The organism is Citrobacter sp. wls714 (genome assembly GCF_005281025.1).
GTDB lineage: Bacteria > Pseudomonadota > Gammaproteobacteria > Enterobacterales > Enterobacteriaceae > Citrobacter > Citrobacter werkmanii.
The window spans coordinates 50,466-66,202 of the sequence record NZ_SZWZ01000063.1 but is presented as its reverse complement, the minus strand read 5'-3'; the positions used below and the strand labels follow the sequence as shown (position 1 = coordinate 66,202).

Genomic DNA, 15,737 nt, shown 5'->3' with positions numbered 1-15,737 from the left:
TGCTTGCTTCAGGGCCGACTTTGCAGGAATTTATGGGGAGTTGCAAGCAAGGGTGCGGATTGTGCCCTTGCTTGCGAGCAAACATTAACCTTCGTTATGCATCTCAAGGTTTTCCGCTTCATTCTGACGCAATATCGCTTTGGCATCGTCATTACGCAGGGAATCGAGGAAATCGAGATACTGCTGGTCAACGTCTTTGGTGACATAGACGCCGTTAAACACTGAACATTCAAACTGCTGAATATCTGGGTTCTCAGCGCGAACGGCCTCAATCAGATCGTTCAGGTCCTGGAAGATAAGCCCGTCTGCGCCGATTATCTGACGAATCTCGTCCACTTCGCGACCGTGGGCAATCAGCTCCGTCGCCGTCGGCATATCGATACCATACACGTTCGGGAAGCGAATTTCCGGTGCGGCAGAGGCCAGATACACCTTCTTCGCCCCAGCTTCACGCGCCATCTCGATAATCTGTTCTGAGGTGGTGCCACGTACGATAGAGTCATCCACCAGCAGCACGTTCTTATCACGGAACTCCGCACGGTTGGCGTTCAGTTTACGGCGCACGGATTTACGACGCAGCTGCTGGCCCGGCATGATAAAGGTACGCCCTACGTAGCGGTTTTTCACAAACCCCTGACGGTACGGCTTGCCGAGAATACGGGCGATTTCCAGCGCGATATCACAAGAGGTTTCCGGAATCGGGATCACCACGTCGATATCCAGATCTTCCCACTCGCGGGCAATTTTTTCGCCGAGCTTAGTTCCCATATTCACACGGGCGCTGTAGACGGAAATCTTGTCGATAAAGGAATCAGGACGCGCAAAGTAAACGTATTCGAACAGGCACGGATTGCTGACCGGGTTATCGGCGCACTGGCGGGTAAACAGCTGGCCTTTTTCGGTGATGTACACCGCTTCGCCAGGTGCTACGTCGCGCAGAAATTCAAAGCCCAGCGTATCCAGCGCCACGCTCTCGGAAGCCACCATATACTCGGTGCGACCGTCGCCAATATCGCGTTTGCCCAGTACCAGCGGGCGAATACCGTTTGGATCGCGGAAGGCAACCATACCGTGGCCGATAATCATCGCCACGCAGGCGTAGGCGCCACGGATCTGGCGGTTAGTTGCCGCAATGGCCGCAAAAATATTGTCTGCTTCCAGCGGGTAATGGCGGAAGTTATCCAGCTCGCTGGCGAAAATATTCAGCAGGATTTCAGAATCTGAAGTGGTATTGATGTGGCGGCGCTTTTCTTCAAACAGCTTTTTACGCAGCTCATGCGCATTGGTCAGGTTGCCGTTGTGGGCAAGCGTGATGCCATACGGTGAGTTAACGTAAAAAGGTTGAGCTTCGGAGGCGCTGGAGCTGCCAGCCGTTGGGTAACGCACATGACCGATGCCCATATTGCCCTGCAAACGCTGCATATGGCGCGCTTCAAAAATATCGCTCACCATTCCGTTTGCTTTACGCAAGCGGAAGCAGTTGTTGGCATCAATAGTGATGATGCCCGCAGCATCCTGACCACGATGCTGGAGCACCGTTAACGCGTCATAAATCGACTGGTTTACCGGCATAACACCGGCGATACCGACAATACCGCACATACGTCTTTTCCTCGTTCAGCAACGACCCAAAGTTTATACTTTGGGCAAGAAACTTGACGAGCTTTGCAGATAGTCAAAGAACCATCTGATGATGAAACTGAACTGCGGGATCAGCTGCGACTTACTCCAGTCTTCACTTTTCGACAGACCGGTAAACGTATCGAGAAAGAACAGTATGGCGGCGACGATCAGCGCTCCTCGCAGAGCACCAAAGCAAACCCCCAACACCCTGTCGGTACCCGACAGACCTGTTTTCTCTACCAGTTGGCCTATCACAAAGTTAACGATAGCGCCGACGATAAGTGTCGCGATGAACAGTATCGCGATAGCAATCCCATTTCGAACCAGTTCGTCTTCAAAGCCCGTAAACCAGACAGACAGGTAAGTGTAGTAATGGCTGGCGACAAAGAAAGCACAACCCCAAGTCACCAACGATAATGCTTCACGAACAAAGCCACGGATCAGGCTAACCAGACAGGAAAAACCAATCACCGCGATAATGGCGTAATCAATCCAGACCATAAGTGTCCCACGATTTTACGCCCTGTCGTCCTGTTCGGGGCGCATTCTAACAGAAAAAGAAAACGTTTGCGTAGGGATTTCCTTTCCACGCGTAAATAAAAATGGCGCTGAAAAAATCTTCAACGCCATACGGTTTTATGCCTCTTCGGACACTGCCGGATAGCGGTGAAAACACCGTATCCGGCCGACATGAGACGGCCCCTTAATTAGGGGTATACCCCATCACAACCCCACTCAGACCAGAGATCTTCTGCAGCTCGCCCAGCGAGTTCTTCAGCTTATCTCTGGAGGCGTCAGGCCCTACGAGAATGCGGGTTATTTTACCCTGTACCGGCGTTGACGGGGAAGTATATACCCGGAAGCCCGCGCCACGAAGTTTACCCACGATCTCATTGACCTTATCCGCATTTTTCAGCGCGCCGAGCTGCACAACATACGCTTTGCCGGTCGGGGCTGGCGCTTCTTCAGCGACCGGTTTCGGCGCTGGAGCTGGCGCAGGCGTTGGCGCCGGTGTGGCGACAACGGGTTGCGGCTTCGGTTTAGGTTTCGGCGGTTCAACAGGTACGGGGACAGGATCTAACTCCGCGCTGTTTGCCGTTGTCATACGCGACGGTTCCAACGATGGCGCGGCGGCATCGCCCGCGCGCACCTCTTCTGCCGCCCCTTCAGGTGGTTGCGTCGGCAGCGCCTGCGTTGCCGCAGGCATCATGTCCGGTTCGTCGCGATCGCCAGGTTTGGGCACCAGAGGGATCGCAGCAAACTCATCCTGATAATGTTTTTTTTGCCCGTCAAGCAGCCCGGGGAGCACAATCACCCCAAGCGCGACCAGCACAATTGTGCCAACTAATCGATTCTGAAACTTACTCGCCACCGCTTCTCCCCACGTCTATCACTTCCATGACATGTGCGACAGTGTGAAACGATCCACACACCAACACGGTATCTTCTGGCTTCGCCTCGGCCAGTGCCGCAGACCATGCCTGCGCCACGCTGTCATAGGCTTCACCTTTGCCCAGATGTTCTAACAGCTGTTCTGCCGTTGCGCCACGCGGCCCTTCCAGTGGCGCGCAGTACCAGGCGTCGACCACGCTTTTTAACCAGGCCAACGTACCGGCAATATCTTTATCATGTAGCATACCGATAACTGCAAGTACACGCCCGCTTTTCACTAACTTTTTCAGACGTCCGGTCAGATATTCCGCCGCATGCGGGTTATGGGCAACATCAAAAATCACCCGCGGCGACTCGCTTACAATCTGGAAGCGCCCCGGTAAAATCGCCTGTTTGATTCCGTCACGAATTGCCTGCTCGCTAACATCAAGACCACTGGCACGCAGCGCAGCCAGTGCGGTCGCGGCGTTCGGTTGTGGAACCTGTGGCAATGGCAGATGCGCCAACGTGCCGTGAGCGTCCGTAAAGGACCAGTCGTTCTCCGTTACCGTATAGCGCCAGTCCACACCACAGCGTTGCAAAATCGCCCCGCACTCTTGCGCCACATCCGCAATAGTGTATGGCATTTCCGGTTCGCCAACGATGGCCGGTTTCTCTGCGCGGAAAATCCCCGCTTTCTCACGACCAATGCTCTCGCGATCCGGGCCCAGCCAGTCGGTATGATCAAGCGCAATACTGGTGACGACCGCAACATCGGCATCGACGATATTCGTCGCGTCAAGGCGACCGCCTAACCCCACTTCCAGAATGACTACGTCCAACTTAGCCTGTTTAAACAACCAGAGCGCCGATAGCGTACCGTATTCAAAGTAGGTCAGGGAAATATCGCCACGTGCGTCTTCAATCTCAGCAAACGAGGCGGTATGCGCGGATTCCGGCAGTTCACGCCCCTGCACGCGCACGCGTTCCGTGTAACGCACCAGATGCGGCGAACTGTATACTCCGACTTTATAACCTGCGGCGGTCAGCACCGATTCCAGCGTACGGCAGGTCGTGCCTTTTCCGTTGGTTCCCGCCACCGTAAAGACAAATGGTGCGGGTTTCAACACGCCCAGTTTGCGCGCCACCAGGCTTACGCGTTCGAGGCCCAGATCGATAGTTTTACTGTGCAGGTTTTCCAGATAAGAAAGCCACGACGCCAGAGGCGACGCGGCTTGAGGAATACGTTTATTGTCCATGATGCCTGTAGATTCTTTACGTTGAGAAAAGCAAAAGGCAGCGCCAACTGGCCCTGCCCTTTTGTACTCGTCGTCTTTCAAGCTGCAGGCTTGTTGGCTGCTCTCGTTCACCCGAATCACTTGCCTGTGCAAGCTCATCGGGATGAACTCTCTTGCCGCCTACCTGCAACTCGAAATCCATAGAGTAAATTATCAGGACTCTGATCCCTGATCGGGTACCGAAGGTACCACCTCGCCTTCACGCGGCTCATCCGGATTCGGCGCCGGAAGATTCATCAGCTTCGCCAGAATGCTTGCCAGTTTCAGGCGCATTTCCGGACGGCGGACGATCATATCGATAGCGCCTTTTTCAATCAGGAACTCGCTGCGCTGGAATCCCGGCGGCAGTTTCTCACGTACGGTTTGCTCGATAACACGCGGACCCGCAAAGCCGATCAACGCTTTCGGTTCGGCAATGTTGAGATCGCCCAGCATCGCGAAGCTTGCGGAAACACCGCCCATCGTTGGGTCGGTCAGTACAGAAATGTACGGTAAACCGCGTTCCTGCATTTTCGCCAGCGCAGCAGAGGTTTTCGCCATCTGCATCAGAGACATCAGCGCTTCCTGCATACGCGCCCCGCCAGAAGCGGAGAAGCAGATTAGCGGACAGTTGTCTTCCAGCGCCTGCTCAACGGCACGGACGAAACGCGCACCGACGACAGAACCCATGGAGCCGCCCATAAACGCGAACTCGAATGCAGCCGCAACGACCGGCATACCGTGAAGCGTGCCTTTCATCACCACCAGCGCATCTTTCTCGCCGGTTTCTTTCTGTGCTGAGGCCAGTCTGTCTTTGTACTTTTTGGAGTCACGAAACTTCAGCACGTCTTTCGGCTCAAGTTCGCTACCCAGTTCCACAAGAGTACCTTCATCTAACAGGCTATGCAGGCGATTGCGCGCCGACATGCGCATATGATGGTCACACTTCGGACAGACCTCAAGATTACGTTCCAGCTCAGCACGGTATAAAACCTGACCGCAGCTATCACACTTGGTCCACACCCCTTCAGGAATGCTTGCCTTGCGGGTGGGAGTAATGTTGCTTTTAATTCGTTCAATCCAGCTCATTGGTGACCTTTCTGCCTGAACCCTAGTCAGCTTTGTTATAAGGGGCGCATAATGCCATTTTTGCCCCTAACAGACCATGAATGTTGCACATTAAAACATAACAGCCCGAAACTTTGGATAAAAAAGTGGTCGAACCGCTGAGTTACTTTCTATTTTGCAGCCCGTGACGCAGCCCGTTTATGACGAATTACTTCAATCACACCCGGCAATACGGAAAGGACGATAATCGCCACAATCAATAATTTCAGGTTTTCCTGAACGATGGGCAGATCGCCAAACAGATAGCCTGCATAGGTGAACAGCAATACCCACAGCAGTGCACCTACAACGTTATACATCGCAAAGTGGCGGTAGGACATGTGTCCCATACCGGCAACAAATGGCGCAAATGTCCGCACGATAGGCACGAAACGCGCCAGGATAATCGTTTTTCCGCCATGACGCTCGTAGAACGCATGGGTTTTATCCAGGTAGCTGCGACGAAAAATTTTGGAGTTCGGGTTACTAAAGAGTTTTTCACCGAACAACCGGCCAATCGTATAGTTCACCGCATCGCCGACAATCGCAGCTACAATCATCAACGCCACCATCAGATGAACATTGAGATCGTTAGTTGGCAGCGCAGAAAGTGCGCCAGCAACAAACAGCAGTGAGTCCCCCGGCAGGAACGGCGTCACTACCAGCCCGGTTTCACAGAACAGGATCAGAAACAGAATCGCGTATACCCAGATACCGTATTCCGCGACCAGCTCCGCCAGGTGCACATCAATGTGCAGAATAAAATCGATAAGAAAGTAAATCAGGTCCATAGTTTTGCCTTTATACGACTCAAATTAGTCCGCCAGAAATAGCGGGCCCATTGGCGGTTTTGGCAGGTCGAACCGGTCAGGGTAATCTACCGCGACCAAATACAGTCCTTCCGCTTTCGCCGTTGCCGCTGCCAGCGTTCTGTCCTTCGCTGCTAACAGTTCTGCTATCCAGCTCTCCGGCTGGTTGTTGGCGCCTACTTCCATCAGGCTGCCGACAATATTCCTGACCATATGATGTACAAAGGCATTCGCTTTAATATCCACCACCACATATGCACCAAAACGTTCAACGTTAATGTGCATCACGTTACGCCACGGTGTGCGTGACTGGCACTGCACCGCACGAAACGAGGTAAAATCATTTTCGCCGATCAGACACTGGGCTGCACGATGCATACGTTCAGCATCCAGCGGCTCATAGTAATGGGTTACCCCTTTGCCCAAAACCGCAGGGCGCAACCGATGATTGTAGATGATGTAGCGATAACGGCGAGCCGTGGCGCTAAATCGGGCATGAAAATCATCAGGTACAGCTTTCACCCAGCGCACGGCGATGTCACCAGGTAAATTCGCATTTACGCCCAACGTCCAGGCGGCGTCTTTACGCACAGCGTGCGTTTCAAAATGCACGACCTGCCCTGTGCCATGAACGCCCGCATCCGTGCGCCCCGCACAAAAGACATTGATACGCTCATTCGCGACCTGAGAAAGCGCTTTTTCCAGCTTTTCCTGAACGCTACGCACTTCGTTCTGGCGCTGCCAGCCATAATATTTGCTGCCGTCATACTCAATGCCCAGCGCAATTTTATGGGTTAGCGGCTGTTGCAGGTCCGACATTAGTACAGATACTCCTGCACCAGTTTCTCCGCAATTTTCACCGCCATCAACGCGCCGCCAAAACGCACGTTGTCTGCCACGGACCAGAACTGAACCTGCTCCGGCATACCGTAATCGTTATGTACACAGCCGATGGAAAGATGTGGCGTACCTGACGCATCGCCAACCTGAGTCGGGAAATCGGTCTCTTCCGACAACGCCACGTCTTCAGCGCGAGAAAACGCATCGCGCGCTTCTTCCGCAGCTAATGGACGCAGAGCTTCAAAATTCACCATCTGCGCGTGACCGTAGAATACCGGTGACTGTACGATGCTAGCGGAGATAAGCAGACCGTCATCCTGCATAATTTTGCGCACTTCATCAACGATACGACGTTCTTCACGCACGCTACCTTCGCGATCTGGCAGCAGCGGCAGCATATTGAATGCCAGCTGGCGACCAAAGAAATCGTCTTCGTCAATCGGGATACCATTGAGCAGTTTCGCACTTTGCCCTGCCAACGCATCCACCGCTTTTTTACCGTGCGCAGAGGCCGACAGAATATTGGTCACCGTAATACGTGAAAGACCACCATCATCAATCAGCGGTTTCAGCGCAGACAACAGTTGACTGGTCAGGCTATTAGGGACCGCAATCACATTGCGGTTGCGGTAATCTGCCAACACGAACGGGTTAACGTCCGGAACCACCAGCGGAACGTCAGGCTCAAGTGCGAACAAACCACTGCTGTCGATAACCAGGCAACCGGCATTGGTTGCTTCTTCCACCCATGCAGCGGTGGCCTCAGCGCCCGCAACAAAAAATGCCAGTTGTGCTTGCGTCCAGTCAAAGTCTGCAACATCCTGAACAATGACCGATTTACCGTTAAAACGCAGGTGCTCACTGGCACTTTCGTTACGCGCCAGCGCAAAAATTTCACCGACCGGGAACTGGCGTTCAGCCAGCGTATCGAGCAGGGCTTCGCCTACGGCGCCCGTTGCGCCCAGAATGGCAATGTTCCAGCCTTCAGACATGGTGATTTACTCCAGAAATACATAAGCGTCCCTGTCGCATTATTCGACAGGGAGCATTAAGAAGACATTAATGTGCCGGGTGATGAACAGCGTTAAAACCCAGCTTACACAGCAAGGCGGCTGCCGTCTCGTCGTCACACATCACGTATAAAGACGACCATTCACGGCGCTCAAGATAATTTTTACGCAGTTTATCAAATTCACCCGGAATTCCAGCGACTTTACGCAGCGGCGCATCATCGCGGCGCACATCATACACTAAATGCGCCAACCTTTTCAGCGTTGGCTGATCTAACGGGCCATGCAACGTGATACGACCGAATTCCGGCGCAGGTAACAGGGTGTTCAGCGCCACGTGCTGCTCGCGACCAATAAACTTGCTATAGGCCTCAAAGACCTGCGTGGTCCCACGAGCCTTTCCTTCCAGGGTATATCCGGCAATGTGCGCGGTGCCAATATCGGCTTTCTCCAGCAACGCCACATTGAGATCCGGCTCGCCTTCCCAGACATCCAGCACCACGCTCAGCGCCTGCCCGGCGTTAAGCCGGTTCAGTAATGCCGTATTGTCGATAACCGGCCCACGGCAGGCGTTGATCAGAATAGTGCCGGGCTTCAGTCGACTCATCAGCGCGTCATCCGCCAGGTGCAGTGTCTTATACGGGCCGTCTTTAAATAGCGGCGTATGGAACGTCAGCACATCGGCCTGCTGTACCAGTTCGTCCAGCGAGCGGAAATCGCCCTCGTCACCGCGATCGGCTCTTGGCGGATCGCACAGCAAAGTACGGATCCCCAGCGCTTCCAGTCGCGCCTGCAAACGTCCACCCACGTTGCCAACACCGACGATACCCACGGTACGATCGCGTAACGCAAAACCGTCGCGCTCCGCCAGCATCAACAACGCTGAAAAAACATATTCTACGACCGCAATCGCATTACATCCGGGCGCTGCGGAAAAACCGATTCCCGACTGCGCAAGCCAGGCCTCATCTACATGGTCCGTGCCTGCGGTTGCCGTACCGACAAATTTAACCGGTTTTCCGCTGAGCAGTGATTCATTGACTTTCGTCACCGAGCGCACCATTAAAGCATCCGCATCATCCAGTTCAGCAACGGGAATCGGACGGCCAGGAACCGCTTTGACCTCCCCCAAACGACTGAACAGTTCGCGGGCATAGGGCATATTTTCATCAACGAGGATTTTCACGTCTTTCGCACCTGTTTGAGAACGAGAGTTAACCGGGCAAGTGTGCCATAATCTCGCCGCCAGGCATACTGCGAGACCTGGTCAGCACAGATTTAAGGAACAGAGACGATGCAGCCCATTTCAGGTACGCCCGCTCGCCCTCCCGGCGAAGGCCAAAATGTCCCCTCCGTTGCAGGTGAGCAACCGTTATCCACGTTACAACGTACCGTGCTGGAACGGCTGATTACCCGTTTGATTTCGCTCACCCAACAGCAAAGCGCTGAGGTGTGGGCTGGAATGAAACACGATCTGGGCGTTAAAAGTGACACACCGTTGCAGTCACGTCACTTTCCTGCCGCAGAGCAAAACCTGAACCAGCGGCTGGAAGTCGCACAGCAGAACCATGCTAATCGTCAGGTACTGTCGCAGCTTACTGAACTGTTAAGTCAGGGAAATAACCGTCAGGCGGTGAGTGATTTTATTCGCCAGCAGTATGGGCAGACGGCGCTTAGCCAACTCACGCCGGAACAATTGAAGAACGTGCTGACACTGTTGCAACAAGGTCAGCTTTCAATACCGCAGCCGCAGCAGCGTCCGGCTACCGATCGCCCGTTATTACCCGCAGAGCACAATACGCTGAATCAATTAGTTACCAAACTGGCGGCGGCCACGGGAGAATCCGGTAAGATGATCTGGCAATCTATGCTGGAGCTATCTGGGGTAAAAAGCGGAGAGCTAATCCCCGCCAAACAATTTACGCATCTGGTCACCTGGCTGCAGGCGCGCCAGACGCTCAGTCTGCAAAGTGCTCCGACGCTACAAACGCTGCAGGCAGCGCTGAAGCTGCCGTTAGAGCCCAATGAGCTGACGGCAATCAAAGAGTACGCGCAGCAGACATATCAGATCCAACCACAATCGATTCTGACCACAGTTCAGGTGCTGGACTTGCTGAATCAAATCTTCCTGCGCCGCGTGGAACGTGACCGGGAGCAGGAATTAAACGAGCCGCGCCATCCCCAACCCATTTACAGCCCGTTCGCGCCGATGATTGAAACGGTTAAATCACTGTCGGCACGACCGGGACTAATATTTATTGCCTTGATGATTGCGTTAGCCATTTTCTGGCTGGTCGCTTAGCCTTTTCGCAGAGTCAGCAACGTCACAACAATCCCCACCACGGCGGATATCGCCCCGGCAAGGAATACCGAGGGATAACCGTACGCGGTGGCCAGCACCCCGGCGACAGGGCCGCTTACGCCGTAGGAGATATCCTGAAATGCGGCGTAACCGCCTAACGCCGTACCACGAACCTGTGCTGGCACTCGCTTCACAACCTCAACGCCCAATGCCGGGAAGATAAGCGAACACCCGGCCCCGGTTAATGCCGCCCCGAGCAGAGCAACCCAGGCAGAGGGAGCCTGCCACAGCAGGATCAGGCCCGCAGTTTCAACCAGCAATGAGACAACGGCGACCTTCACGCCGCCGAACCGGTCCGGCATCCAGCCAAACAGAATGCGCATCAGCACAAATGCCCCGCCAAACGCGGTCAGGGTGAATCCCGCCATCGTCCAGCCATTGCTGACAAAATAGAGCGAAATAAACGTACCGATGACGGCAAAACCCACGCCCTGCAATGCCAGACCCAGGCCCGGTTTCCAGATAAGCCCGACCACGCTCCACAGTGAAGGTCGTTCCCCGGCATGCGCAGGCACTTTACGAACGGTGCCGTTGAATGCCCAGGCCAGCAGCGGTAATACCATAGTGGTTCCCGCCAGCACCGCGAAGCCAAAGTGGCTATGGATCAGCAAGCCCAACGGCGCACCGGCAGCCAGCGCACCGTAAATCGCCATCCCGTTCCACGACATTACTTTACCGGATCGCGTTGGGCCAACCAGCCCCAGTCCCCAGGTCAGGGTTCCGGTGAGCAGTTGGCTTTCGCCAAAGCCGAGGATCAAACGCCCGACGATTAACAACGCAAATTTCACCGGGACAGAGACAGGCAATAGCGCGGCTAAAAGCCACGCCGCCCCCGCCAGCGCACAGGCAAACATCCCCTGTAACGCCGAACGTTTAGCGCCATATTGATCGGCTAAGCGCCCGGCGTAGCCGCGGGTTAAGACCGTTGCCAAAAACTGTACGCCTACGGCGATACCAACCATGGTGTTGCCATAGCCCAGCTCGTGGTGCACAAACAGAGGAATGACGGGCAAAGGCAGACCGACCGTCATGTAGGTCAGAAAAACCGCAAAAGCGATACGAAACAGCGAAAAGTTCGCCGACGGTGTTTTTTCTTGTTGGGTTACTGCTGTCATGCGTTACTCCAAAATGCAGAGTAAGGCGAGGAATGCCCACGCCCCCTCTACCTGACTTTCAGGATTAAGGTGCGTTGGATAACGTTAAACGCTTACGCATTATCAAGAGGATAATGTTGAAGCTGGAGTCTGCCTGTGAGGGGCTAAACTTGTCAACCTCGAAATCACCGAAGGCATCCACAAAACAGAGGGTTATATTATTGAAGAAAAGCACTAACAATGAGGAAATAGTTTTCAATCAGGGGGACACTCAACGATCTTTTTTGCCGGAATATATTTTTAGGGACACGGTAATGAAAGCATTTTCGCTTATTGCTCTCATCCTGATGCTTTGCGGCTGCTATGCGCCTCATCAAGACAGCACACAGGCTGTAAAACAATTCTATCTCGCGTGGATGTCCGCCTACACACAAGATCGAGATACGTCTGCGCTCATGCAACGTTATGTGGCGAAAGACGTTATCGACCGTCTGGCGCTGATTGACAGCCTTTACGAGCAGGAAATAATAAATTCTGACTACTTTATGTACGTGCAGGATTACGACCCCAAATGGATCCCGCTGTTACGGGTTGGAGCGACTCAGCCCTTTCTCGGTGGTGAAAAGGTGGAAGTACAATTAGGTGGGCCGGCAGGCGAAGCACCCATGCAACTGGAAGTGTATACGCGTTGGGAAGAAGGTCGCTGGAAAATTTATCGCGTGCGGGATCTGGATAATCAATTTGAACAGCCAATCTACAGCACTGGTGATATCACACGAGCCAAAGCCTGGTCGGCGGAAATCGCGCCGGAGTACGAAAAAATGAATAAATAAAAAAGGGAGCCATCGGGCTCCCTTCTACATCATCTTGCAGACTTACGCTTTCAGCTTACGCATGACCAGCGTCGCGTTAGTGCCGCCAAAGCCGAAGCTGTTGGACATCACGGTGGTCAGCGCCTGCTCAGTCGGTTTGGTCACGATGTTCAGACCTTCCGCCTGCTCGTCCAGCTCTTCAATGTTGATGCTCGGCGCGATAAAGCCGTGTTCCAGCATCAGCAGAGAGTAGATAGCTTCCTGCACGCCAGCCGCGCCCAGTGAGTGACCAGTCATCGCTTTGGTTGCAGAAATTGCCGGGCTGTTGTCGCCAAACACTTCACGGATTGCGCCCAGCTCTTTCACGTCGCCTACCGGAGTAGAAGTACCGTGAGAGTTCAGGTAGTCGATCGGGGTGTCTACACCGTGCATCGCCATCTGCATGCAACGTACTGCGCCTTCGCCAGACGGGGCAACCATGTCTGCGCCATCAGAGGTAGCGCCGTAACCGACGATTTCCGCGTAGATATGCGCGCCACGAGCCAGAGCGTGTTCCAGCTCTTCGACCACGACCATACCGCCGCCGCCTGCGATAACAAAACCGTCGCGGTTTGCATCATAGGTACGGGAAGCTTTAGACGGATCGTCGTTATATTTGGTAGACAGCGCGCCCATGGCGTCGAATTCACACGCCATTTCCCAGCACAGCTCTTCGCCGCCGCCAGCAAACACGATGTCTTGTTTACCCAGTTGAATTTGTTCTACTGCGTTGCCGATGCAGTGCGCAGATGTCGCACAGGCAGAGCTGATGGAGTAGTTTACGCCGTGAATTTTGAATGGCGTTGCGAGGCAGGCAGAAACGCCGGACGCCATCGCTTTGGTGACCACATACGGGCCAACCGCTTTCAGACCACGCGGGCTACGCATTGCGTCAGCGCCGAACACCTGAAAACGCGGGGAACCGCCGCCGGAACCTGCAATCAGGCCAACGCGCGGGTTATTCTGGTAATCTTCTGCAGCAAGACCGGCATCCGCCACAGCCTGCTCCATGGAAAGGAATGCATAGATGGATGCGTCGCTCATGAAGCGCACTACTTTGCGGTCAATGAGGCCAGTGGTATCCAGTTTTACGTTGCCCCATACGTGGCTACGCATGCCGGAGTCCTTCAGCTCCTGAGAGAAAGTGATCCCTGAACGTCCTTCACGCAGAGATGCCAGGACTTCCTGCTGGTTATTACCGATGCTGGAAACGATGCCCAAGCCAGTAATCACTGCACGTTTCATTCAATACCTCTGTAAGTCGCACTATTTTAAAGTTTCGAGTGGCACAATAGCGTACACTTGTACGCCGAACAAGTCCGATCAGCCATTTAATGTGGAAATTTGCGCAGCCAGGCACTCATCGCTAAGATCGGGGCACAGCCTGCCAGACGAGTAACTTACGTGAAACAATACGCTATACAACCTGCCAACCTTGAATTCAACGCTGAGGGTACACCTGTTTCCCGAGATTTTGATGATGTCTATTTTTCCAATGATAACGGGCTGGAAGAGACACGTTACGTCTTCCTCGGCGGGAATCATCTCGCACAGCGATTCCCTGTGCATTCACGTCCCCTTTTCGTGGTGGCGGAAAGTGGGTTTGGCACCGGGCTTAATTTCCTGACTCTCTGGCAGGCATTTACTGATTTTCGTAATACGCACCCTGACGCTACCCTGAAAAGATTACATTTCATCAGTTTTGAAAAATATCCGCTGACGCGTGAAGATCTAACCTTAGCCCATCAGCACTGGTCGGAGCTTGCCCCGTGGGCCACGGCGTTCCTGCCGCTGGCGGGATGCCATCGTCTGCTTCTTGATGATGGGCGCGTCACGCTGGATTTGTGGTTTGGCGATATTAACGAACTGACCAGCAAACTCGATGATTCCCTGAATCAAAAAGTGGACGCCTGGTTCCTGGACGGTTTCGCCCCGGCGAAGAATCCGGACATGTGGACGCCAACGCTGTTTAACGCGATGGCCCGACTGGCTCGCCCCGGCGGCACGCTGGCTACCTTCACATCGGCAGGCTTTGTGCGACGGGGGTTGCAGGCAGCCGGATTTACGATGCAAAAGCGCAAAGGCTTTGGCCGCAAACGCGAAATGCTTTGTGGCGTTATGGAACAGACTCTGGCACTCCCTTCATCGGCTCCGTGGTTCACGCGCACGGGCACAGATAAGCGCGAAGCCGCTATTATTGGCGGAGGCATCGCCAGCGCATTGCTGTCGCTGGCGCTACTGCGCCGCGGCTGGCAGGTCACGCTCTATTGCGCGGACGATAAACCTGCCGGGGGCGCATCCGGTAATCGCCAGGGCGCACTCTATCCGTTACTCAGCAAGCATGACGCGGCCATTAATCTCTTTTTCCCCACCGCGTTTACCTTCGCCCGCCGCCTGTATGATGCCCTTCCGGTAGAGTTCGCGCATGACTGGTGCGGCGTGACGCAACTGGCATGGGATGAAAAAAGTCAGCAGAAAATCACTCAAATGCTGTCTCTTGAACTGCCCGATGCGCTTGCCGTCGGCGTTGACGCAGAGCAAGTTTTACAGACCACCGGCGTCGAAACCGGGTGCGGCGGGATTCAGTATCCTGCCGGTGGATGGCTGTGCCCGGCGCAGTTAACCGCTGCCGTACTGGACTATGCCACAACCCTGGGATTACGCACCCGCTACCAACATACTCTGGCCTCACTTTCACGCCAGACAGCAGGCTGGAAATTGCAGTTTGCCTGTGGAGAAACCGCCACTCACGCAGCGGTGGTTCTGGCTAACGGCCATCGCATTAACAGCTTTGAGCAGACGCAGACGTTACCGGTCTATTCCGTTGGCGGCCAGGTGAGTCATATCCCCACCACGCCCGCGCTGTCAGCGCTACGCCAGGTGTTGTGCTACGACGGTTACCTCACGCCGCATAACCCGCAAAACCAGCAACACTGCATTGGTGCCAGCTATCATCGTGGGAGTGAAGAGACTGAGTATCGCGAGGAGGACCAGCAGCAAAATCGTCAGCGCTTAATCGACTGCTTCCCGCACGCCGCATGGGCAAAAGAGGTGGACGTCAGTGCGCATGCTGCCCGCTGCGGGGTCCGCTGCGCTACGCGCGATCACATCCCGATGGTGGGTAATGTCGCGGACTATGACGCCACGCTCAGCCAGTACGCCACGCTTGCCGAAGACAAAGCGCATGCGGTGAACGCCCCAGTTTATGCTGATTTATTTATGCTGGGGGCATTGGGGTCACGCGGGTTGTGTTCAGCCCCACTGTGTGCAGAAATTCTGGCCTCGCAAATGAGCGATGAACCTATTCCTATGGATGCCAATACGCTGGCGGCACTGAACCCGAATCGGTTGTGGGTCAGGAAGTTATTGAAGGGTAAAGCGGTGAAATTGTAG

Annotated in this window: 14 protein-coding genes; 3 read left to right on the top strand and 11 right to left on the bottom strand. The window is 54.4% G+C overall.

Going from position 1 to position 15,737, the window contains the following annotated elements:
• Window positions 1-84: 84 nt before the first annotated feature.
• From purF to pdxB, 9 genes are all read right to left on the bottom strand, one after another.
• A complete protein-coding gene (gene purF / locus FDX11_RS12730) occupies window positions 85-1,602 on the bottom strand; it encodes an amidophosphoribosyltransferase (protein WP_005129677.1) in 1,518 nt (505 codons plus the stop codon).
• Window positions 1,603-1,635: 33 nt separating this feature from the next.
• The gene (gene cvpA, locus FDX11_RS12725) at window positions 1,636-2,124 is read right to left on the bottom strand and encodes a colicin V production protein (protein WP_006683632.1); all 489 of its coding nucleotides are present in this window, start codon (window positions 2,122-2,124) and stop codon (window positions 1,636-1,638) included.
• Window positions 2,125-2,326: 202 nt separating this feature from the next.
• Window positions 2,327-2,995, bottom strand: a complete 669-nt coding sequence (gene dedD / locus FDX11_RS12720) for a cell division protein DedD (RefSeq protein ID WP_137398016.1) — start codon at window positions 2,993-2,995, stop codon at window positions 2,327-2,329.
• Window positions 2,985-4,253, bottom strand: a complete 1,269-nt coding sequence (gene folC, locus FDX11_RS12715) for a bifunctional tetrahydrofolate synthase/dihydrofolate synthase (RefSeq protein ID WP_079223280.1) — start codon at window positions 4,251-4,253, stop codon at window positions 2,985-2,987. The genes dedD and folC overlap by 11 nt, the downstream gene beginning before the upstream one ends.
• A 192-nt stretch (window positions 4,254-4,445) precedes the next feature.
• Window positions 4,446-5,360 carry an acetyl-CoA carboxylase, carboxyltransferase subunit beta gene (accD, locus tag FDX11_RS12710; protein WP_137398015.1) on the bottom strand — a complete coding sequence of 305 codons (915 nt, stop codon included), beginning with the start codon at window positions 5,358-5,360 and terminating at the stop codon, window positions 4,446-4,448.
• A 149-nt stretch (window positions 5,361-5,509) separates the two neighbouring features.
• A complete protein-coding gene (locus tag FDX11_RS12705; RefSeq protein ID WP_003028140.1) occupies window positions 5,510-6,169 on the bottom strand; it encodes a DedA family protein in 660 nt (219 codons plus the stop codon).
• A gap of 24 nt (window positions 6,170-6,193) precedes the next feature.
• Complete coding sequence (truA, locus tag FDX11_RS12700; RefSeq protein WP_042307062.1) at window positions 6,194-7,006, bottom strand: tRNA pseudouridine(38-40) synthase TruA; 813 nt, start codon at window positions 7,004-7,006, stop codon at window positions 6,194-6,196.
• Window positions 7,006-8,019 (bottom strand): aspartate-semialdehyde dehydrogenase, encoded by a 1,014-nt coding sequence (locus tag FDX11_RS12695; protein ID WP_137398014.1) that lies wholly within the window; start codon window positions 8,017-8,019, stop codon window positions 7,006-7,008. The genes truA and FDX11_RS12695 overlap by 1 nt, the downstream gene beginning before the upstream one ends.
• A 67-nt stretch (window positions 8,020-8,086) precedes the next feature.
• The gene (gene pdxB, locus FDX11_RS12690; protein ID WP_042307060.1) at window positions 8,087-9,223 is read right to left on the bottom strand and encodes a 4-phosphoerythronate dehydrogenase PdxB; all 1,137 of its coding nucleotides are present in this window, start codon (window positions 9,221-9,223) and stop codon (window positions 8,087-8,089) included.
• 108 nt (window positions 9,224-9,331) lie between these two features.
• On the opposite strand from pdxB, the gene flk reads away from it, so the two are divergent.
• Window positions 9,332-10,339, top strand: a complete 1,008-nt coding sequence (gene flk / locus FDX11_RS12685; RefSeq protein WP_137360965.1) for a flagella biosynthesis regulator Flk — start codon at window positions 9,332-9,334, stop codon at window positions 10,337-10,339.
• Here flk and FDX11_RS12680 read toward each other — a convergent pair.
• Window positions 10,336-11,514 (bottom strand): MFS transporter, encoded by a 1,179-nt coding sequence (locus FDX11_RS12680; protein WP_042307058.1) that lies wholly within the window; start codon window positions 11,512-11,514, stop codon window positions 10,336-10,338. The genes flk and FDX11_RS12680 overlap by 4 nt on opposite strands.
• Window positions 11,515-11,807: 293 nt before the next feature.
• Here FDX11_RS12680 and FDX11_RS12675 point away from each other — a divergent pair, with 293 nt between their 5' ends.
• Window positions 11,808-12,326: a YbjP/YqhG family protein gene (locus FDX11_RS12675; protein ID WP_079223274.1), complete on the top strand. Its 519-nt coding sequence runs from the start codon at window positions 11,808-11,810 to the stop codon at window positions 12,324-12,326.
• Window positions 12,327-12,368: 42 nt separating this feature from the next.
• Here the strand turns inward: FDX11_RS12675 and fabB are convergent, their stop codons facing one another.
• On the bottom strand, window positions 12,369-13,589 hold the full coding sequence (gene fabB, locus FDX11_RS12670) for a beta-ketoacyl-ACP synthase I (RefSeq protein ID WP_042307055.1): 1,221 nt from the start codon (window positions 13,587-13,589) through the stop codon (window positions 12,369-12,371).
• A 159-nt stretch (window positions 13,590-13,748) separates the two neighbouring features.
• Here fabB and mnmC point away from each other — a divergent pair, with 159 nt between their 5' ends.
• Window positions 13,749-15,737, top strand: a complete 1,989-nt coding sequence (mnmC, locus tag FDX11_RS12665; RefSeq protein ID WP_170975609.1) for a bifunctional tRNA (5-methylaminomethyl-2-thiouridine)(34)-methyltransferase MnmD/FAD-dependent 5-carboxymethylaminomethyl-2-thiouridine(34) oxidoreductase MnmC — start codon at window positions 13,749-13,751, stop codon at window positions 15,735-15,737.

What these genes read in the sequence shown, in the direction of transcription:
- FDX11_RS12675 (WP_079223274.1), top strand. Translation starts at nt 11,808, where the DNA reads ATGAAAGCATTTTCGCTTATTGCTCTCATCCTGATGCTTTGCGGCTGC.
- FDX11_RS12680 (WP_042307058.1), bottom strand. Translation starts at nt 11,514, where the DNA reads ATGACAGCAGTAACCCAACAAGAAAAAACACCGTCGGCGAACTTTTCG.
- FDX11_RS12695 (WP_137398014.1), bottom strand. Translation starts at nt 8,019, where the DNA reads ATGTCTGAAGGCTGGAACATTGCCATTCTGGGCGCAACGGGCGCCGTA.
- accD (WP_137398015.1), bottom strand. Translation starts at nt 5,360, where the DNA reads ATGAGCTGGATTGAACGAATTAAAAGCAACATTACTCCCACCCGCAAG.
- FDX11_RS12705 (WP_003028140.1), bottom strand. Translation starts at nt 6,169, where the DNA reads ATGGACCTGATTTACTTTCTTATCGATTTTATTCTGCACATTGATGTG.
- flk (WP_137360965.1), top strand. Translation starts at nt 9,332, where the DNA reads ATGCAGCCCATTTCAGGTACGCCCGCTCGCCCTCCCGGCGAAGGCCAA.
- folC (WP_079223280.1), bottom strand. Translation starts at nt 4,253, where the DNA reads ATGGACAATAAACGTATTCCTCAAGCCGCGTCGCCTCTGGCGTCGTGG.
- cvpA (WP_006683632.1), bottom strand. Translation starts at nt 2,124, where the DNA reads ATGGTCTGGATTGATTACGCCATTATCGCGGTGATTGGTTTTTCCTGT.
- fabB (WP_042307055.1), bottom strand. Translation starts at nt 13,589, where the DNA reads ATGAAACGTGCAGTGATTACTGGCTTGGGCATCGTTTCCAGCATCGGT.
- truA (WP_042307062.1), bottom strand. Translation starts at nt 7,006, where the DNA reads ATGTCGGACCTGCAACAGCCGCTAACCCATAAAATTGCGCTGGGCATT.
- purF (WP_005129677.1), bottom strand. Translation starts at nt 1,602, where the DNA reads ATGTGCGGTATTGTCGGTATCGCCGGTGTTATGCCGGTAAACCAGTCG.